The organism is Sphingobium sp. GW456-12-10-14-TSB1, assembly GCF_059424385.1.
The window spans coordinates 1,457,796-1,477,108 of the sequence record NZ_JBWKZI010000001.1 but is presented as its reverse complement, the minus strand read 5'-3'; the positions used below and the strand labels follow the sequence as shown (position 1 = coordinate 1,477,108).

The 19,313-nt window shown below is 62.8% G+C and carries 16 protein-coding genes; 13 read left to right on the top strand and 3 right to left on the bottom strand.

The window, feature by feature from the left end:
* Nucleotides 1–106 precede the first annotated feature (106 nt).
* From AC07X9_RS07160 to AC07X9_RS07120, 9 genes are read left to right on the top strand one after another with little or no spacing between them, the layout of a single operon-like run.
* Complete coding sequence (locus AC07X9_RS07160) at nt 107–718, top strand: NADH-quinone oxidoreductase subunit J (RefSeq protein ID WP_017184596.1); 612 nt, start codon at nt 107–109, stop codon at nt 716–718.
* Nucleotides 715–1,020, top strand: coding sequence for an NADH-quinone oxidoreductase subunit NuoK (nuoK, locus tag AC07X9_RS07155; protein WP_004211745.1), 306 nt, complete (start codon nt 715–717; stop codon nt 1,018–1,020). Before AC07X9_RS07160 ends, nuoK begins: the two co-directional genes overlap by 4 nt.
* Before the next feature lie 10 nt (nt 1,021–1,030).
* Nucleotides 1,031–3,124 (top strand): NADH-quinone oxidoreductase subunit L, encoded by a 2,094-nt coding sequence (nuoL, locus tag AC07X9_RS07150; protein WP_017184595.1) that lies wholly within the window; start codon nt 1,031–1,033, stop codon nt 3,122–3,124.
* Nucleotides 3,124–4,689, top strand: a complete 1,566-nt coding sequence (locus tag AC07X9_RS07145) for an NADH-quinone oxidoreductase subunit M (protein ID WP_017184594.1) — start codon at nt 3,124–3,126, stop codon at nt 4,687–4,689. Before nuoL ends, AC07X9_RS07145 begins: the two co-directional genes overlap by 1 nt.
* On the top strand, nt 4,689–6,125 hold the full coding sequence (gene nuoN / locus AC07X9_RS07140; protein ID WP_017184593.1) for an NADH-quinone oxidoreductase subunit NuoN: 1,437 nt from the start codon (nt 4,689–4,691) through the stop codon (nt 6,123–6,125). Before AC07X9_RS07145 ends, nuoN begins: the two co-directional genes overlap by 1 nt.
* Nucleotides 6,122–6,826, top strand: a complete 705-nt coding sequence (locus AC07X9_RS07135; RefSeq protein ID WP_081490964.1) for a biotin--[acetyl-CoA-carboxylase] ligase — start codon at nt 6,122–6,124, stop codon at nt 6,824–6,826. The genes nuoN and AC07X9_RS07135 overlap by 4 nt, the downstream gene beginning before the upstream one ends.
* 14 nt (nt 6,827–6,840) lie before the next feature.
* Nucleotides 6,841–7,620 carry a type III pantothenate kinase gene (locus AC07X9_RS07130; RefSeq protein WP_017184591.1) on the top strand — a complete coding sequence of 260 codons (780 nt, stop codon included), beginning with the start codon at nt 6,841–6,843 and terminating at the stop codon, nt 7,618–7,620.
* Nucleotides 7,620–9,257 carry a ribonuclease J gene (locus tag AC07X9_RS07125; protein ID WP_017184590.1) on the top strand — a complete coding sequence of 546 codons (1,638 nt, stop codon included), beginning with the start codon at nt 7,620–7,622 and terminating at the stop codon, nt 9,255–9,257. Before AC07X9_RS07130 ends, AC07X9_RS07125 begins: the two co-directional genes overlap by 1 nt.
* A 9-nt stretch (nt 9,258–9,266) precedes the next feature.
* Nucleotides 9,267–9,536, top strand: coding sequence for a DUF1467 family protein (locus AC07X9_RS07120; protein WP_017184589.1), 270 nt, complete (start codon nt 9,267–9,269; stop codon nt 9,534–9,536).
* 66 nt (nt 9,537–9,602) lie between these two features.
* Here AC07X9_RS07120 and AC07X9_RS07115 read toward each other — a convergent pair whose 3' ends face one another.
* Nucleotides 9,603–12,275 carry a coiled-coil domain-containing protein gene (locus tag AC07X9_RS07115; RefSeq protein WP_026002668.1) on the bottom strand — a complete coding sequence of 891 codons (2,673 nt, stop codon included), beginning with the start codon at nt 12,273–12,275 and terminating at the stop codon, nt 9,603–9,605.
* 81 nt (nt 12,276–12,356) lie between these two features.
* Here AC07X9_RS07115 and AC07X9_RS07110 point away from each other — a divergent pair, with 81 nt between their 5' ends.
* From AC07X9_RS07110 to AC07X9_RS07095, 4 genes are all read left to right on the top strand, one after another.
* Nucleotides 12,357–12,659, top strand: a complete 303-nt coding sequence (locus AC07X9_RS07110; RefSeq protein WP_017184587.1) for a hypothetical protein — start codon at nt 12,357–12,359, stop codon at nt 12,657–12,659.
* A gap of 90 nt (nt 12,660–12,749) precedes the next feature.
* Nucleotides 12,750–13,931 (top strand): hypothetical protein, encoded by a 1,182-nt coding sequence (locus AC07X9_RS07105; RefSeq protein ID WP_017184586.1) that lies wholly within the window; start codon nt 12,750–12,752, stop codon nt 13,929–13,931.
* Between the two features lie 56 nt (nt 13,932–13,987).
* Entirely contained in the window at nt 13,988–15,076 is a 1,089-nt protein-coding gene (locus AC07X9_RS07100; protein ID WP_017184585.1) for a DUF2336 domain-containing protein, read from the top strand.
* On the top strand, nt 15,073–16,452 hold the full coding sequence (locus AC07X9_RS07095; protein ID WP_017184584.1) for a sensor histidine kinase: 1,380 nt from the start codon (nt 15,073–15,075) through the stop codon (nt 16,450–16,452). The genes AC07X9_RS07100 and AC07X9_RS07095 overlap by 4 nt, the downstream gene beginning before the upstream one ends.
* 67 nt (nt 16,453–16,519) lie before the next feature.
* Here AC07X9_RS07095 and AC07X9_RS07090 read toward each other — a convergent pair whose 3' ends face one another.
* Nucleotides 16,520–17,806 carry a citrate synthase gene (locus tag AC07X9_RS07090; protein ID WP_026002667.1) on the bottom strand — a complete coding sequence of 429 codons (1,287 nt, stop codon included), beginning with the start codon at nt 17,804–17,806 and terminating at the stop codon, nt 16,520–16,522.
* Nucleotides 17,807–17,826: 20 nt separating this feature from the next.
* On the bottom strand, nt 17,827–19,299 hold the full coding sequence (gene gltX, locus AC07X9_RS07085; protein ID WP_380823364.1) for a glutamate--tRNA ligase: 1,473 nt from the start codon (nt 19,297–19,299) through the stop codon (nt 17,827–17,829).
* Nucleotides 19,300–19,313: the final 14 nt, after the last annotated feature.

The following is a 19,313-nucleotide window of genomic DNA, read 5'->3' as shown; positions in this document are numbered from 1 at the left end:
CCCTGAGCTTGTCGAAGGGCTCGACTGAGCGCAGCGAAGTCACTTCACTTCGTTCAGTGGAAGGCTTCGACTTCGCTCAGCCCGAACGGTTTCCGGGGGCCATCCTGTGATCCATGTCTTAGCCTTTTACCTGTTCGCGATCCTGGTGGTGTCCAGCGGTGCGCTGACCATATTGTCGCGCAACCCGGTCCATTCGGTGCTGTGGCTGATCCTGGCCTTCTTCAACGCGGCGGGTCTGATGATCCTGCTGGGCGCGGAATTCATCGCGATGCTGCTGGTCATCGTCTATGTCGGCGCGGTCGCGGTCCTGTTCCTGTTCGTCGTCATGATGCTGGACATCGACTTTGCCGAATTGCGCGCCGGTTTCGTCAGCTATCTGCCGTTCGGCCTACTGATCGCGCTGGTGCTGCTGGCGGAAATCGTGCTGGGCATTGGCCTGTGGAGCGCCGGTCCGATTGAACTGGCGCAGCGCGCGGCGCCGGCCACGCCGGACGTATCGAACATCAAGGCGATCGGTACGCTGCTTTACACCCGCTATATCTTCCTGTTCGAAGCGGCAGGCATCGTCCTGCTGGTTGCTATGATCGGTGCGATCGTCCTGACCCATCGGGCACGCGGCGGGGTGAAGGGCCAGAACATCGCCAAGCAGAATCGTCGCCGTCCGCAGGATGCGGTCCGCAATATCAATCAGCCCGCAGGGCAGGGGGTGGAGCTGTGATCGGCCTTCAACATTATATGGTGGTCAGCGCCATCCTGTTCGTGATGGGGGTGCTGGGCATCTTCATCAATCGCAAGAATGTCATCATCATCCTGATGGCGATCGAGCTGATTCTTTTGAGCGTGAACATCAACCTTGTCGCTTTCAGCGCCTTTCTGGGCGATCTGGTCGGGCAGGTGTTCAGCATGTTCGTGCTGACCGTCGCGGCGGGTGAGGCGGCCATCGGCCTAGCCATCCTCGTCATTTACTTCCGTGGTCGGGGCACCATCGCCGTCGACGATGTCAACCGGATGAAGGGCTGAGCCTGAACTCATGATCCAGCTTATCGTTCTTCTTCCGCTGCTGGCCGCTGCCATTGCGGGCCTTGGCAACAAGGCGCTGGGCAAGCTGCCCGCCAAGATCGTCACCACGGGCGCGCTGTTCGCCAGCTGCGCCATGTCCTGGCCGATCTTCATCAGCTTCCTGACCGGCAGCGCCGAGGCGCATGTGACGCCGCTGTTCACCTGGATTCAGTCGGGCAGCTTTGACGCGCAATGGGCCTTGCGGGTCGATGCGATGACGGCGGTGATGCTGGTGGTGATCACCAGCGTGTCCAGCCTCGTCCACCTCTACAGCTGGGGCTATATGGAAGAGGAGCCGGATCAGCCGCGCTTCTTCGCCTATCTCTCGCTCTTCACCTTCGCGATGCTGATGCTGGTGACGGCCAACAACCTGCTCCAGATGTTCTTCGGCTGGGAAGGGGTGGGCCTGGCTTCCTACCTGCTTATCGGTTTCTGGTTCCGCAAGCCGTCGGCCAATGCCGCCGCGATCAAGGCGTTCGTGGTCAACCGCGTGGGCGACCTTGGCTTCATGATGGGGATTTTCGGGACTTATCTGGTGTTCAACACCATATCGATCCCCGAAATTCTGGAAATGGCCCCGTCGATGGCGGGATCGACCATTGGCTTTCTGGGCCATCGTTTCGACACGATGACGGTGCTGTGCCTGCTGCTGTTCGTCGGCGCCATGGGCAAGTCGGCGCAGCTTGGTCTCCACACCTGGTTGCCGGACGCGATGGAAGGTCCGACCCCCGTGTCGGCGCTGATCCACGCTGCTACCATGGTGACGGCGGGCGTGTTCATGGTGTGCCGCCTGTCGCCGATGTTCGAGACGTCAGCGACGGCGCTGACCGTCGTAACCTATGTCGGCGCAGCGACCTGCCTGTTCGCGGCGACCGTGGGCACGGTGCAGACCGACATCAAGCGCGTCATCGCCTATTCGACCTGTTCGCAGCTGGGCTATATGTTCTTTGCAGCGGGCGTTGGCGCCTATGGCGCGGCGATGTTCCACCTGTTCACCCATGCCTTCTTCAAGGCGTTGCTGTTCCTGGGGGCCGGTTCGGTCATCCATGCGATGCATCATGAACAGGACATGCGCTATTATGGCGGCCTGCGGAAAAGCATTCCCATCACCTTCTGGACGATGACACTTGGTACGCTGGCCATCACGGGCGTTGGCCTGCCGCTCATCGGCGTCGGCTTTGCCGGTTTCTATTCCAAGGACGGCATTCTTGAAGCGGCCTATGCTGCCGGCGGAGCTGGCACCGGCGCGTTCATCGTCGGCGTATTGGCCGCGCTGCTGACCAGCTTCTATAGCTGGCGTCTGGTGTTCCTGACCTTCTTCGGCAAGCCGCGCTGGACCCAGTCCGAGCATATCCAGCATGCGCTGCATGACGCGCATGGCCATGACGATCATGCAACCCACGGCCATGGATCGGCGCATGACAACGCACCGGCCCAGGAAGATGCTGGCCATGATCCGCATGCGGCTGAGGCAGGCGCACATGAACTTCCCGCCGGCACGGGCGGCTATCATCCGCATGAAAGCCCGCTGGTGATGCTGATCCCGCTGATCATGCTCAGCCTTGGCGCAGTGTTTGCGGGCTTCCTGTTCCACGATCAGTTTATCGGGGCAGAGGGCGGCATCGAATTCTGGAAGGGCGCATTGTCGTTCGACAGTCATCTGATGCACGCGGCGCATGAAGTGCCCAAATGGGTCAAATTCTCGCCGTTCACGGTGATGCTGACCGGGTTGCTGATTGCCTATCTCAGCTATATTAGGAACACCGATTGGCCGCAGCGCTTCGTCGCGACCTTTGGTGGACTCTACACCTTCCTGCTCAACAAATGGTATTTTGACGAGCTGTATAACTTCCTGTTCGTCAAGCCTGCCTTCGCCATCGGCCGCTTCTTCTGGAAGTTCGGGGACATCGGTTTCATCGACCGGTTCGGACCCAATGGCCTGGCCGCTCTGGTCGTGCAGGGCAATAAAGTGACCCGTCGGCTCCAGTCCGGCTACCTCTACACCTACGCGCTGGTGATGCTGATTGGCCTCGCCGCTGCCGCAACCTGGGCGATGACACGATAATGGACGGCTTCCCCATCCTTTCCCTGATGATGGCAGTGCCGATGGCGGGGGCCATCGCCTGTCTGTTCGTCGGCGCGAACAGCGCGCGCTGGATCGCATTGATCGCCACTCTGGTCGATTTCGTCCTGGGCATGGCCCTGTGGGCGCAGTTCGACCAGTCGGGCAGCGGCGCGCAATGGCAGTTTCAGGAATATGCGCCGATCTTCGGCAAATTTGCCTGGGCGCTCGGAATTGACGGCATTGCCCTGATGCTGATTGCGTTGACGGTGTTCCTGATGCCGATCTGCATCGGCGCCAGCTGGAACGCGATTCAAAAGCGCGTGGGCGAATATATGGCGGCCTTCCTGTTCATGGAGGTGCTGATGATCGGCGTCTTCACGGCGCAGGATCTCTATCTTTTCTACATCATGTTCGAAGCCGGCCTGATCCCGATGTATCTGATCATCGGCATATGGGGCGGTGCTGACCGGATTTACGCCAGCTATAAATTCTTCCTCTACACATTGTTCGGATCGGTGCTGATGCTGATCGCGATGATGTGGATGGTGCATGAAGCCGGGACCACCGACATCCCCGTGCTGATGGCGTATAATTTCGATCCGCATATCCAGACCTGGCTGTTCCTGGCTTTCTTTGCCAGCTTCGCGGTCAAGATGCCGATGTGGCCGGTCCACACCTGGCTGCCCGACGCACACGTTCAGGCGCCGACGGCCGGTTCCGTCATTCTGGCAGGTGTGCTGCTGAAGATGGGCGGGTACGGCTTCATCCGCTTCTCGCTGCCGATGTTCCCCGAAGCCTCGGCGCAGCTTGCGCCGCTGGTCTGGGGCCTGTCTATGGTCGCGGTGGTTTACACCTCGCTCGTCGCGCTTGTTCAGTCGGACATGAAGAAGCTGATCGCCTATTCGTCCGTTGCGCATATGGCCATCGTCACGGTCGGCCTGTTCGCCTTTAATCAAGCGGGCATCGAAGGCGCGATGATGGTGATGCTGGGCCATGGTCTGGTCGCGGGCGCGCTGTTCCTGTGCGTCGGCGTCATCTACGACCGGCTGCACACGCGCGAGATTGTCCGTTATGGTGGCCTGTCGATCAACATGCCGCGCTACGCCATGCTGTTCCTGTTCTTCACCATGGCGTCGGTCGGCCTGCCCGGGACGTCCAACTTCGTTGGCGAATTCCTGTCGCTGATGGGCATCTATCAGGCATCGAGCTGGGTGGCGCTGATCTGCACCACGGGTATCATCCTGGGCGCGGCCTATATGCTCTACCTCTATCGCCGCATCTGCTACGGCGAGCAGGTCAATGCCGATGCCGCCGCGATGCCGGACCTGTCGGGTCGCGAAATCTGGTTGCTTGCGCCGATCGCTGCGGTGGTGCTGTGGATGGGGGTTTATCCCGAAAGCTTCCTCAAGCCCATGCGCCCGGATATTCATGCACTCGAAGCCCGCCTGGCGCCAGCCGCGCCGGCCGGCGATTCCAAGATCAAGATGGGTGCGCCCAAGCCTGCGGGCGAAGCGCATGAAGGTGCCCATCACGAAGAAGCTCCTGCGCACGGGGAGGCGCACTGATGATCGACTCCGCTTCCCTTCTGGCAGTCCTGCCGGAACTGATTTTGACGGCCGGCGGCCTGATCCTGCTGATGGTGGCTGCTTTTGGCGGCGATGGCACCGCACGGATTGTCAACGCATTGTCGGTGCTTACGCTGATCGTCGCGGGTGTGGCGCTGTCCAGCACGATCGCCCATGGGCCGGATGCATTTGACGGCCTGGTCCGTGCCGATGCTTTCTCCGTCTATGCCAAGGCGCTGATCTATGCGGCGGCCGCCGTGGCTATCCTGCTTGCGCCGCGCTTCTTTTCTACCGACAGCGCGCTGCGGCCTGAATATCCGATCCTGATCCTGTTTGCCGCGATCGGCATGGGCATGATGGTGTCGGCGGGCGACATGCTGACGCTTTATGTCGGTCTCGAAATGAACAGCCTGGCCTCCTATGTCCTGGCCAGTTTTATGCGGCAGGACGGGCGTTCGTCCGAAGCGGGCCTTAAATATTTCGTGCTGGGTTCGCTGGCGAGCGGTATCCTGCTCTACGGTATCTCGCTGCTCTATGGCTTTACCGGCAGCACCGCGTTTGATGGCATTGCCGTTGCGCTGGGCGATGGCGTGGGCAAGGGCGAATTGTTCGGCCTGGTATTCGTGCTGGCGGGCCTTGCGTTCAAGATCAGCGCCGTGCCGTTCCATATGTGGACCCCGGACGTCTATGAAGGCGCGCCAACGCCGGTGACGACCTTCTTTGCCAGCGCGCCCAAGGTTGCGGCCATGGGCCTGACCGTCCGCGTCGCGATCGAGGCGCTGGGCCCGGCGGGTATGGACTGGCAGCAGATCGTGATCTTCGTCGCGCTCGCTTCCATCCTGTTCGGCGCGGTCGCGGCGATCGGCCAGAGCAATATCAAGCGGCTGATGGCCTATTCGTCGATCAACAATGTGGGCTTCGCCTTGATCGGCCTGGCCGCTGGCACGCCTGCAGGTGTTGCCGCGACCATGAGCTATATGGCTATCTATGTCGTGATGACGATCGGCGCGTTCGCCTGCATCCTTCAGATGCGCGACGCCGACGGCAAGCCGGTCGAGACGATCGCCAGCCTCGCGGGGCTGTCGCAGTCGCGCAAAGGGCTGGCGGCCGGATTTGCGATCTTCATGTTCTCGATGGCCGGCATCCCGCCGCTGTTCGGTTTCTGGGCCAAATTCCTGGTGTTCGATGCGGCGGTGGCGTCAGGTCTGACCGCGCTGGCGGCGTTCGGCATCGCGGCGTCGGTGATTGGCGCTTTCTACTATCTCAAGATCATCAAGACGATCTATTTCGACGAGCCGACCGGCGCCTATGAGGCGAAGGGCGGCGCGGTTGAAAATATCGTCCTGACCGCCTGCGCCGTGGTCATCGTCCTGGGCTATCTGCTCAACCCCCTACTGGATCAGGCGAGCGCCGCCGCTGCGGCGTCCCTGTTCTGACCATTCGCTTCGTCGCGGAGACCGGCTCCACCAATGCCGATATGCTGGCATTGGCGGAGCAGGGTGCGCCGGACGGCATCTGGCTGCGCGCGGGTAGGCAGACGGGTGGCAAGGGACGGATGGGCCGGGGCTGGGAAAGCCCGGTCGGCAATCTCTATTGTTCCGCACTGGTCCGGTTGCGCGCGAGTGACCCCATGCCGCATACGCTGGCGCTGGTTGCGGCCAATGCGGTTCACGCGCTGGTCGCGCCGCTCTGCGCAGGGCAGGCGCGGATCAAATGGCCCAATGACATATTGGTCGATGGCGCGAAGATCGCAGGCATTTTGCTGGAGCGGGCCGGTGATGCGATCGTCGTGGGGATCGGCATCAATGTCACCGATTATCCCCGCGGTCTGGATCGTCCGGTCACCAGCCTTTTGGCGCAGGGCGCCAGGGAGGCTGACGCCGGTGCGCTGATGGAGCGACTGGCGCAACTGTTCGGCCATTGGCTGGCGATCTGGCGCGCGCAGGGGCTGGACCCGGTGCGGACGCACTGGCTTTTGAACGCACACCCGACCGGCACGCCCATGCGGGTGGTTCAAGCCGATGGCGAGAGCGTCGAGGGGGCATTTGATACGCTCGACCAGCAGGGCATGTTGATCCTGCGCTTGGCGAACGGACACAGCCGTGCCATTCACGCGGGCGACATATTTCTCACCTGAACCAAGGACCGGCCATGCTCCTCGCGATCGACGCGGGCAACACCAATGTGGTTTTCGCGCTGCTCGAAGGGCGGGACATTCGCGCGCGCTGGCGGATCGCGACCGATCCGCGCCGTACGGCGGACGAATATGCGGTGTGGCTCAACCAGTTGCTGATGCTGGAAGGCTATAAGATCACGGACGTCCATGCCGTGATCATCGCGACGGTCGTGCCGCGTGCGCTGCATAATTTGCAGGTGCTGGCGGAAAAATATTTCAAGACGACTCCTCTGGTCGCGGGACAGCCGCCGGTTGATTGGGGCATCGAACTGGATGTGGCCGAACCGGGATCGGTGGGCGCTGACCGGGTTGTAAACGCCATCGCCGCGCACCATCTTTATGCAGGCGACCTGATCGTCATCGACTTTGGCACCGCGACGACATTCGACGTTGTCGATTATAGCGGCGCTTATAAAGGCGGGATCATTGCGCCGGGGATCAACCTGTCGCTCGATGCGTTGGTCGCAGCAGCGGCGAAGCTGCCGAAGATCGCGATCGCGCCACCGGAAAATCGATCGGTCATCGGTCGCACGACCGAAGCGCAGATGCATATTGGTGTATTTTGGGGCTATGTAGCCATGATGGAAGGGCTGGTCGCCCGGATGAGGGCCGAAATCGGCCGCCCGACCAGAGTGATTTCGACAGGGGGCCTGGCGGTCCTCTTCAATGACAATAGCGATATTTTCGATGCGATCGCGCCGGACCTGACGGTTCAGGGCCTCGCGCTGATGCACGAACGGAGTTTACAAGCGTAATGAAACCCAAAGATGAGCTGCTCTTCCTGGCCCTCGGCGGGTCGGGCGAGATTGGCATGAACGTCAATCTATATGGATGCCAGGGCAAATGGGTGATGGTCGATCTCGGCATGACCTTTGGCGATCCCAATTATCCGGGCATCGAACTGGTGCTGCCGGACCTCAGCTTTATCGAGGAACGGCGCAAGGATCTGCTCGGCATCGTGCTGACCCACGGGCATGAGGACCATATCGGCGCGATCCCCTATCTGGCGGCCGATCTGGGCGTGCCGCTCTATGCCACGCCGTTTACCGCTGGCCTTATCCGCCTGAAGCTGGAGGAAGAGGGGCTGACCAAGGAAGTCAAGCTTCACGTCATTCCCAATGAAGGCAGTTTCGAACTGGGTCCGTTCGGCTTCCGTTACATGCCGCTGGCGCATTCCATCCCGGAAGGCAATGCGCTGGTCATCGATACGCCCTATGGCCGCATATTCCATACCGGCGACTGGAAGCTGGACGATCAGCCGCTGCTCGGCGTCCCCTCGACCCCGGAGCAATTGACGGCGGTGGGCGATCAGGGGGTGCTGGCGCTGGTATGCGACAGCACCAATGTGTTCAACGACAAGGCCAGCGGTTCCGAAGGCGATGTCCGCGAAGGGCTGATGCAGGCGATAGAGGGAGCCAGGGGGCGGGTGCTCGTCACCACCTTTGCGTCCAATGCCGCGCGTGTTCAGACGCTGGGCGAAGTGGCGACGGCGATGGGACGCAAGGTGTGCGTCGCGGGCCGCTCGCTCGACAGGATCATCGGCATGGCCAAGGCCAGCGGCTATCTCAAGGATTTTCCGCCGACGGTCGATTGGGACGATGCGATGAAACTGCCGCGCGATGAGGTGATGATCATCGCCACCGGCGGTCAGGGGGAGGCGCGCGCCGCACTTGCGCGCATCGCGTTCGACAGCCATCCGATCAAGCTGACCGACGGTGACCTGGTCGTCTTTTCGTCCAAGCAGATCCCCGGCAATGAAATCGCGATCGGTCGCATCCAGAACGCGCTGGCGGCGAAAAATATCGTGATGGTCACGGACCGGCAGGCCGAAGTCCATGTGTCGGGCCATCCGGGGCGTCCTGAACTGGAAGCCATGTATCGCTGGATACGGCCCGAAATATTGCTGCCGGTCCATGGCGAACGACGGCATATGGCCGAACAGGCGCGGCTTGGCCTGGCGACGGGTATCCCCAATGCGGTGGTGCAGTCCAATGGCGATCTGCTGCGGCTGGCACCGGGCGCGCCGGCGATAATTGGGCGGGAAGAGGTTGGTCGACTGGTGCTGGATGGCGACGTAATCCTGCCGGCGGAAGGCGCGACCATGAACGAGCGGCGCAAGCTGGGTCTGCATGGCCAGATCAGTGTAGCCGTCGCGCTCGATGCCAAAGGAAGGCTGATTGGTCGACCGACGCTGCGGACGCAGGGCGTTCCGGTGGAAGAGGACAAGGCGGACTTCCTGGCCGAAGCGGCGGATGATGCCGCGGACGTGATTGCCAAGGGATCGCATGAGGAAGAGGCGGTACGTGAGCGTATCCGCCTGGCCGTACGCCGCGCGGCGACGCGCTGGACCGGCAAGAAACCGATTGTGGACGTGTTGCTCATTCGGGCCTAAATCGCCCGTATGAATCTTTACGCCATCTTCGCCATCTATGTGCTGTTCTGGGTGATCAGCGCGTTCATCATGCTGCCCTTTGGCATCCGCACGCCCGACGAGACGGGCGAGCAGTTGCTCAAGGGGCAGGCGGATAGCGCGCCCAGCAATTTCAGGCCCGGCGTGGTGGTGCTTCGCGCGACCATTCTGTCAGGACTGCTGTTCGGTCTCTATTACGCCAATTATGTGCAGGGCTGGATCACGCTGGACATGCTGCCAGGCTATACCCACCAGAATTGACTGTTTGGGGATTAAGCCCCGCTCCTGATGTCGAAGCGCGCGCCGGGATCCATCGGCGCGCGTCCGTTACTGGCGCAGCCGCTCGATCGCCTGCGCCAGCGCGACATAGAGTTTGCCCATGTCGGATGAAAGAATGGCGACGCCCAGCGCGTTGCCGTCACGCGCGGACAGGATGATCCGCAGCATGCCTTCGAAGTCATGGATGTAGCGGTTCACATGATCGCGGAATTCCGCGTCATTGTCATAATGGAGCGCAATCTCGCGCGATTCCCCGGCGTCCAGCAGCTTGACTGCGCGCCGGGTGAATACGCCGCGATCGCCCTTCAGATAGGCCGACCAGCTTGAATCGGTGACGTCGTTCGACAGGATCTTGGCGACGTCGATCGCGGTACTGTTGAGCGATTCGATCAGCAGCGCGGAGCGGCGGGCAAAATGGTCGCGGTCGCGATTTTCCGCCGCCCGTTCCGCTTCCTCGATACGCTGTTCGACATTGGCGCTGGTGTCGGCGATGGTCAGCAACTGGCGCGTCAGGCGCTCGGACGCGTGATGCGCGGCATTGACGGCTTCTTCGGCGACGCGCGCAACCTGTTCGATCTGCGCCGCGACCTTGTCTCCAATCGCGTTCTGCATCGCCTGTTCACTGGCGTCGGCCAGAGCCTGCGCGGCTTCGGGAATGGTCCGGCCCAGCGCCTGACGCGCACGCTCGGCGGCCTGATCGGCCGTATCCTTGACGCGCAGCAACGCGGTGACGAGCAAGGGGCCGGCGCCTTCGGTGATGCGGGTCGCATCCTGATGGGCGCCGTCCAGTGCGACGCGCAGCCGTTCGACCAGATTGCGATTGGCCTCCAGCCCGCCCTGCGTGCTTTCCAGCCATTCGGTCAGGCGACTGCCCTGGCCGCGCAGCATCGATTCGGCCTCTTCCGCCCGGCCAACCAATGCCTGCGATATGGCTTCCAGCCGCTCCATTTCGGGCGTCGTGTGGCCCAGCAGAGCGCGGCTCTGTTCCAAGCGGGCGTCGAACCGCTCCAGTGCCGCGGGATAAGTCTCGTCCAGTTCGCGCACGCTCGAATCGAGAGCGACGAGCAGGGTTTCGGCACAACCGATCAGCTTTTCGGCGGTCACGCCTCCGTTGGCCAATGCGCCGTCGATGCGCTGGGTTTCGGCGGTCAGGCGCGTAAGCGCTTCGGTCAGCCGCTCGCTTCGGGCAAGGGCGACTTCCTCCAGCGTCGCAAAGCGATTCTGGGTCGATGTGATCGTTTCGTCCAGCCCGGACTGGATGCCGGCCATCAGGCTATGTTGCCCGGCCATGACCTCGTTCATCTGGTGCAGGCGGTTTTCCACGTCACCGATCGTGTTGGCCAGACCCGTGACCGTCTCGCTGCCGATGGCGTCGAGGCTGTCGCGTGAGCGGGTGACCAGAGATTCCAGCGCGGCCGACTGGGTCGACAAATTGCCCTCGGTCAGCGCCAATGCTTCCTGCGCGCGGGCCAGCGCGGTGTCGAGCCGTTCGCGCAAATCCTTCTCGATCGCGTCCATGTCCCGCGTCAAGGTGGCCAGGGTCGTTTCGCTGACGTCACCGATGCCCGATTGTGCCGCCGCGACCAGCGCTTCGAGATGTTCGGCGCGGCGCGAAAGGCCTTCGTCGGTCGTTGCCATCGTCGCGCGCACGCTGCGCAAGGCAGCGTCGAGGCGTGCGGTCAGGTCGGCCTGCGCCCGGTCAAGATCCTCGATCAGGGCCGCGCGCACAGTGTCGCTGGTGCTGGCAATGCCGGTTTCGGCGGTTTCGATCAGCGTCGCGAGAGCGGCTGCCTGAATTTCCACATCCTGACGGGTCCGGTCCATCGCCTGCCGCGCGCTCTGGGCAGTCGCATCGATCCGTCCGGCGGCGATTTCCGCCATGCCCGTTACTTCTTCATTGGCGGCGCGGGTCGATTCCTGAAGCTGCGTCAGCTGGCTCGACAGGCTCTTGGTCGCGGACAGGGTGCGGGCACGGGCGTCGTCGGACAATTCGGCCAGCGCGTGAAGCCGCGCTTCCAATGTGTCGATTCGTTCTGCCAGCGCATGGCCGTTGTCCATGATCTGCGCCGCCATCCGGCCGGTGCGGTCCTCCAGTTCGGGGATCGTGGCGATCAACGAGTCCATCTTGGCGACCAGCGCAGCGCTTGCCCGCTCCGCCGATTCGGCGCGATCGACCGTTGCTTGGGACCGGCTGGCGATCAGTTCGGCGGACGCCTCCATATTGCTGCTGGCCGCAGCGCCATAGCTGTCGAGCAATTCGGCCTGTTGCTGCATCGACTGACGGGCGGTTTCCAGCTGGGTGGCGATCCGTCCCAGTCGCAGTTCCAGCAGATCGGCTTCCGTCCGCAGGGCGCGGGCAGTGTCGAGATAGCGGCGCGATTCGGCGCGGCTGTTACGCATCAACAGCAGATAGGCGAGGCCCAGCAGGATGAGCGGGACGACCAGCGTGGCGATGGCATTGGCCCAGAACAAGGGGCCGCCGGGCAGGTCGCCCGCCGCGAAAATCGCCCAGCCGGCAAAGCCGACCCAGCCGATCGCGAGCAGGCTCAAGCCCACGCGTATGCGTTTGACCCAGCCATCGCCCGCGCCATCATCCGAATCATCTTCGTCGATGTTGAGAGACGCCTGTTTCAAAAGCAAAATGTCATCCGCCTGCGACGCGTCGCTAGCTGCGCTTGATTCGTCGCGCCAGAACTCGACGATTGTGCTGCCCCCTGTCATGTCGTGCATCCTAGCAGCTTTTCCGTCCGCGCAAATGCCCTGTTACCAAAACTTAACGCAAGCCAGATAGCGTCTGTCTCTATGTCCTATGATCCCGGCGCCCTTCATGCAGCTTTATCCGCAGCCGTCGGCGATGACAGCGCCCTGATCGCAGACCTGCGCGTGGCCTTCATGGAAAGTGCCGAGCGGCAGATCGATCTGCTGGGGCGGGCGCGGTGCGACGCCAATTGGGAATTGGCGGCATGGCGGCTGAAAGGGCTGGCGGCCAGCTTCGGGCTTACAGCATTGATGGCGCTGGCTGATGAGGCAGCAGAGGCCGCGCCGGGTGATCCGCGCGTGCTGCGCCGGTTGCGCGCTGCGCTGGCGGGGCTGCAACAGACCTGAATTGAAGCATCGGTACGGCTGCGCTTGCGCGAAGCCGCGAGCCTTGCGACAAGGCCCGCTGCACAACAATCGGGTCGATACCATAACGATATGAGTTTCGCGGCTATTCTCAGCGCCAGCCGGGCTTCGGGCGATTCGTCTGGTGGCCAGACGACCGTTGGTCAGCGCGCGAGTCTGTATTTTGCCGGACAGACGCTGGTCGAATATCAGGCACGGCAAGCGGCGCAGGCCGGTGCGGATCGAATCATGATATTGGTGAGCGTGATCACCCCCGCCCTGTCGCAGGCGGTCGATCGGCTGAGCGCCGACGGGATCGCGGTCGCACTGGTGCGCGATATGGTGTCGATGGTGCGGGATGCGCCGCGCGATGCCGACGTCCTGCTCGTGGCCGACGGGGCGATCGTGTCGCAGACCCATTTCGAGGCGATGGCGAGCGCGGAGGGCAATGCTCTGCTGGTCACGGATGACAGCCGCGCCAGCACCCCGTTCGAACGGATCGACGCGGGGCAGCGCTGGGCCGGTCTGGCGCGAATCAGTCCGACCTTATTGTTCGGCACGCTCGACATGATCGGCGACTGGGATTTGTCGCTCACGCTGGTACGGGCAGCGGTGCAGAAGGGCGCGCGCCGCGTCACCGTGGCGCAGGATGATCTGCTCGAAGGGCGCGTCGCGCTGATCGAGACCCAGCAGCAGGCCGATCTGGTGGCGCAGGCGGTCACGGCGGCAGGCGCTTCGTCGGCACGGGCGCGGGGTGGCGTTGAACATTATCTGCTTTCGCCGCTGGCCCGGATGATCAGTCCGGCGCTGATGCGCATGCAGGTTCCTGCAATGCAGGTGCGGATCGCCGCCATCGCACTGGCCGCGATCGCGCTGGTGCCCGTCGAGCTGTTATGGACGCTGACCGGGTTCGCGCTGCTGCTGGGCGCGCTGTTACTGGCGGAAATTGCCGATCGTCTGGAGGAACTGGCGCTGCGACCGGCGCCGACGGGCTGGCTGGCATTTGTCACGCCATTACTGGCGCTGACCGGCATCGTGTTGGCGGGCAGCAGCACGATGGCCGCCGATCTGGCGCTGCTGCTCGCGATCATATTGGTGGCGGACCGCTGGCGGCGTACCGGCGGCGCCCGGCCATGGATGATCGTTACGCCCGGCACCGTGCTGCTCATGCTGATGCTCGCCGGATTGGTGGGCATGCTGGCGCAGGGTATCAGGGTGGCAATGCTGGCGCTGATCGCTTCGGCTGGCGCGATCATATTGCGCCCGCGCGACTGATATATTTCGATAGCAGGGTTTAGTGCATTTTAAGGACGTCGGGCTATGGTCCCGGTATGAACGCCTATTCGTCCCTTACCGGTGCGGTCATGGCGGACAGCTGGCCGATGGCGCAAGTCATGGCGGGCATGTCCGCCGTGCCGGTTGGCCATGCCATCGATCTGGCTTTCTTTTTCCCGGTCGAGGAACAGGCGCGCCACGATGCGTTGATCGCGGAAACGCGGCGGCATCTGGGCGGATGCCTGAACGCGATCGAGATGGCGCTGCGGCTCTCGCTCGACCACGCACCGGATGTCGCACACATATTATCACGCTCGTCAGAACCGATTTGCTGGCCAACCGTACGGGCGCAACCGACGCTGATCGGGCCGGCGCTGCTGGCGCATATGCAGATGCGCGCTGGCATCAGCCTGATGCTGCGGCAGTTTGGCCAGGCTGATGTTGATCGGCTGGACGATAGCGATGGGGGCGTGCTCACGCTGGGCGATGATCCGATGATCGGCGACGCCCTGTCTGCGCTGGCGCTGGCAGAGGGGCGCTGGATCGCGGCGGGCGGCGAGGATCGGCCGATGCGGCCGGACCTGCCCGCTGAATATTTTGCTGAACTGGTCTGGACGGCGGCTGCCTGTCTGGCCGCTGTGGTTCAGCGGAGCGCACCCGATCTGGGGGACGCGATACTGGTGGGATTCGAGCGGTCCGGCTGGGCCTTGCTTGCCGATCATGACGAAAGTGCTAGTCCCATTGCCGAGGCCGATCGGCTGGTGCGGCGGATCGGCGATCTTGCGGATTCGCCCGAACTGATGGGTGTCGCGCTGGGGCAGCGCCGCTTTCTGCTGTTTGCAGCGCTCGCGGCGCGGCGGCTGCGCATGACCACGGTGCAGGCGACCGAAATATTGGTGCTGGGGCCATTGGCGCAGGTAGCGATGCTGTGCCGTTCGCTCGGTGGATCGGATGCCGATTATCGCCATTTGCTGCTGGCGCTGCAGCCGGTGCGTCCTTCACTGTCCGACGCGGCTATCGTGGCGGAGGCCGAACGCTATCAGCAACTGACCGAGACGCAGGCTGATGCAGCAGTCAGCGCGTTGCGCACGCCGCCCGCTTTCCGTTCACGGCTGGACCATCTGCGCCGGGTTACAGGCGCGTGAATATGCCGTCCCATCCCGCGATCATCCGGGCATTCATCTCCGCCGACGGCCTTTTGCTCAGCGCTGACCTGCCTTTGCTGGCGCTTCAGCGCGAAGCCGGGGGCGATCTTGGCGCGCCGGTCGCGGTACCGCAACTGGCAGCGATCGCGCGGTTGTGCGTGCGATTGGGCATTACCGTCTCGCGGCCGATCATCGCGGCGACCCAGCATGGCGACATCGACATGTGGGTACGGGCACGGCCCGACAGCGATGGCGTCACTCTGTCGATCATTGACTGGCATGAGCGGCCAGTCGCTGCGTTGCCAGCGGACATAGCGCGGCGTGAAGCGGATATTGCGGCGCTGGCCGATGGCTGGAACTGGCAGATAGACGTGCAGTTGCGGTTCCAGATGGTGCTGGCCGGAAACGACGGCCATGGCGCGCTACCGCCCGATCCGCCCGTGCCCGGCAGCCGCTTTTCCAGCTATTTTCAGCTTCAGCCTGACGATGATGGCGACATGGCGATGCTGCGCGCCTTTGCCCAGCGGCGCGCCTTTCGGGACCAGACGGCAGCATTGGTCAGCGATCCGGCGCGGACGTTTCGCCTGTCGGGTTTCCCCATGTTCGATCTGGCCGGACAACTGACCGGCTATCGCGGCACGGCATTCGCTTTGGAGCAGATGGCGGCTGGTCCGATCGTGCAGGAGGCGGCAATTGCGCTGTATCCGGGCGAATTCGGCAAGCGGCTCGACCGGTCGCTGCGCCAGCCATTGGGGCGGATCATCGCCAACGCCGATACGATCAGTGCCCAGTTGGAGGGGCCGTTGCGCCCCGACTATGCCGATTATGCGACGGACATTGCAGCGGCCGGACGGCATCTGATGGCGCTGGTCGATGATCTGGCCGATTTGCAGGCAATCGACCGACCCGATTTCAGCGTGATCGCAGAAGAGATTGATCTTGCGGATCTGGGTCGCCGCGCTGCCGGGCTGCTGGCGGTCAAGGCGCTCGACCGGAATATCCGCATATCAGCGCCGGACCCGGACGCGACCATGCCCGCGATCGGGGAATTTCGCCGCGTGCTACAGATTTTGGTGAACCTTGTGGGCAATGCGGTGCGCTATTCGCCCGAAGGCAGCGAAGTGCGGATCGTCACCGAATGTGATCATGGCCAGGCGCGGATCATGGTGATCGACCAGGGGCAGGGGGTGGCCGTCGCGGATCGCGAACGGATATTCGAGAAGTTCGAGCGGCTGGGCCGCGACGATTCCGGGGGCAGCGGCCTGGGCCTCTATATCTCCCGCCGCCTTGCCCGCGCGATGGGCGGCGATATTCGCATTGGCGGCGCGCCCGGCGAAGGCGCGCGCTTCATCCTGACATTGCCAGCGGACGATTGATCCCCATGAAAAACGGCGCCCCTTTGACAGGGCGCCGTTCTGCATTTTGCATTGTGGTTGCGCAGGCTTAGCGCTTGTCGACCGGGATATAGTCGCGCTGCACCGGGCCGGTATAGAGCTGGCGCGGGCGACCGATCTTCTGCGCTGGGTCCGAAATCATTTCGTTCCACTGGGCGACCCAGCCGACGGTGCGGGCCAGGGCGAAGAGAACGGTGAACATCTCGGTCGGGAAGCCGATGGCCGACAGGATCACGCCGGAATAGAAGTCCACATTGGGGAAGAGCTTCTTTTCGATGAAATAGGGATCGCTGAGCGCAATCTTTTCCAGTTCGCGCGCGACGTCGAACACCGGGTCGGTGACGCCCATCGTGCGCAGCACGTCCTCGGCGGTCTTTTGCATGACGGTCGCGCGGGGATCGTAATTCTTATACACGCGATGGCCAAAGCCCATCAGGCGGAACGGATCATCCTTGTTCTTGGCGCGGGCGATATATTCGGGAATACGATCGACAGTGCCGATTTCGCGCAACATGTTGAGCGCGGCTTCGTTCGCGCCGCCATGCGCCGGACCCCACAGGCACGCAATGCCAGCCGCGATGCACGCGAAGGGATTGGCGCCCGACGATCCCGCCAGACGAACGGTCGATGTCGATGCATTCTGTTCGTGGTCGGCATGGAGGATGAAAATCTTGTCCATGGCGTCCACGATCACTGGATCGGGAACATATTCTTCCGCGGGCACGGAGAAGGTCATGCGCAGGAAGTTGGCCGTATAGGACAGGTCGTTGCGCGGATAGACGAAGGGCTGCCCTACCGAATATTTATACGCCATGGCCGCGATCGTGGGCATCTTGGCGATCAGGCGATGGCTGGCGATCCTTCGCTGCATCGGATCGTTGATGTCGGTCGAGTCATGATAAAAGGCCGACAGCGCGCCGACGACGCCGCACATGATCGCCATCGGATGCGCGTCACGACGGAAGCCGCGATAGAAGGTCGTGAGCTGTTCATTGACCATCGTGTGGCGCGTGATGGTACGGGTGAATTCGTCCAGTTCCTGGCTGGATGGCAGTTCGCCGTTCAGCAGCAGATAGCTGACTTCCATGAAGCTCGATGCTTCGGCCAGCTGGCCGATCGGATAGCCGCGGTGCAGCAGGACGCCTTCGTCACCGTCGATATAGGTCAGGCCGGATTCGCAGCTCGCGGTGGAGGTGAAACCGGGATCATAGGTAAACATGCCGGTGTTGGCGTAAAGCTTGCGCACATCGATGACCTGCGGACCGACCGAACCGTCCATGACGGCATAGTCCTTGGTCTCTCCTCCGACGGTCAAAGTGGCTTTGTTTTCCGACATATTGTTCTCCATTTATGCCATCAGCCAACCGATGCGTGCCCAACATCGGTCAGCCGTTCCAAGCTCCCCTCTTTCCCCAACAGGAAGAGGACATCAAAAATACCCGGCGAGACGGTGCGCCCGGTGAGTGCCGCCCGAAGCGGCTGCGCCACCTTGCCCAGCCCCAGGCCGGCATCCTCCGCCACGCGGCGAATTGCGTCCTCGATCGCTTCGACCGTCCATGTTTGAACTGGTCTCAAAGCGTCGGCTGTCTTGACCAGCAGCGCGCGCGCCGAGTCGTCTAGCAGAGCCAATGCCTTTTCGTCAAAATCCAGTGGGCAATTTTTGAACAGAAATTCGGCGCCCTCGGCAATTTCATTAAGCGTTTTGGCGCGCGGCTTGAGCGAGGGCATCGCGGCCGTCAATAGCGCCAGGCCGGTGTCCGGCAAGGCGCGATCCAGACGGGCGGCGACGCGCGGCGCGACCAGCGCGGCGAGGCGGGCGTCGTCGGCTTCGCGCAGATAATGGCCGTTCAGATTTTCCAGCTTCTTGATGTCGAAGCGCGCGGGCGATCGGCCGACGCCGCTGATGTCGAACAGCTCGATGGCGCGGTCGATCGGGATAATCTCCTCGTCGCCATGACCCCAGCCCAGCCGCAGCAGATAGTTGAGCACCGCTTCGGGGAGCATCCCCATATCGTCACGATAGGCATCCACGCCCAGCGCCCCGTGGCGCTTGGACAATTTCGCGCCGTCCGATCCGTGGATCAGCGGGATATGGGCATAGACCGGCTCGTCCCAACCCATGGCACGGATGATGCAAAGCTGGCGGAAGGCGTTGTTGAGATGATCGTCGCCGCGGATCACATGGGTGACGCCCATGTCATTATCGTCGACGACGACGGCCAGCATATAGGTGGGCGTGCCATCGGACCGTAGCAGGATCATATCGTCCAGCTCGGCATTCTGTACGACAACACGGCCCTGCACCGCGTCCTCGATCACCGTTTCGCCTTCGCGCGGGGCTTTCAGGCGGATGACGAAAGGCGCGCCTTCAGGCGCTTCTTCGGGCGAACGGTCGCGCCAGCGCCCGTCATAACGCATCGGCTGCTTGGCCGCGCGCTGCTGTTCGCGCAGTTCGGCCAGTTCTTCGGGCGTGGCATAGCATTTATAGGCATGGCCGTTCGCCAGCATCGCGTTGGCGACTTCGGCGTGGCGCGGCGTGCGGGCGAATTGAAACACGGCCGGTTCATCACCGCCCAGACCCAGCCAATCCAGCCCGTCGAAAATGGCCGCCACCGCTTCTTCGGTCGAGCGGGCGCGGTCGGTATCCTCGATCCGCAGCAGGAATTTGCCGCCATGGTGACGCGCGAACAGCCAGTTGAACAAAGCGGTGCGCGCGCCGCCAATATGCAGGAACCCGGTTGGCGATGGCGCGAAACGGGTCACTACCGGCTTGTTCATTCCCGTTGCACTTGCCGTCATATTCGCTGACATTCGTCCTGCCTGTTCCATGAATGCGTCGCCCC

Coding starts and splice junctions, on each gene's coding strand:
- nuoL (WP_017184595.1), top strand. CDS start 1,031: ATGATCCAGCTTATCGTTCTTCTTCCGCTGCTGGCCGCTGCCATTGCG.
- AC07X9_RS07145 (WP_017184594.1), top strand. CDS start 3,124: ATGGACGGCTTCCCCATCCTTTCCCTGATGATGGCAGTGCCGATGGCG.
- nuoN (WP_017184593.1), top strand. CDS start 4,689: ATGATCGACTCCGCTTCCCTTCTGGCAGTCCTGCCGGAACTGATTTTG.
- AC07X9_RS07130 (WP_017184591.1), top strand. CDS start 6,841: ATGCTCCTCGCGATCGACGCGGGCAACACCAATGTGGTTTTCGCGCTG.
- AC07X9_RS07125 (WP_017184590.1), top strand. CDS start 7,620: ATGAAACCCAAAGATGAGCTGCTCTTCCTGGCCCTCGGCGGGTCGGGC.
- AC07X9_RS07120 (WP_017184589.1), top strand. CDS start 9,267: ATGAATCTTTACGCCATCTTCGCCATCTATGTGCTGTTCTGGGTGATC.
- AC07X9_RS07115 (WP_026002668.1), bottom strand. CDS start 12,275: ATGACAGGGGGCAGCACAATCGTCGAGTTCTGGCGCGACGAATCAAGC.
- AC07X9_RS07110 (WP_017184587.1), top strand. CDS start 12,357: ATGTCCTATGATCCCGGCGCCCTTCATGCAGCTTTATCCGCAGCCGTC.
- AC07X9_RS07105 (WP_017184586.1), top strand. CDS start 12,750: ATGAGTTTCGCGGCTATTCTCAGCGCCAGCCGGGCTTCGGGCGATTCG.
- AC07X9_RS07100 (WP_017184585.1), top strand. CDS start 13,988: ATGAACGCCTATTCGTCCCTTACCGGTGCGGTCATGGCGGACAGCTGG.
- AC07X9_RS07090 (WP_026002667.1), bottom strand. CDS start 17,806: ATGTCGGAAAACAAAGCCACTTTGACCGTCGGAGGAGAGACCAAGGAC.
- gltX (WP_380823364.1), bottom strand. CDS start 19,299: ATGGAACAGGCAGGACGAATGTCAGCGAATATGACGGCAAGTGCAACG.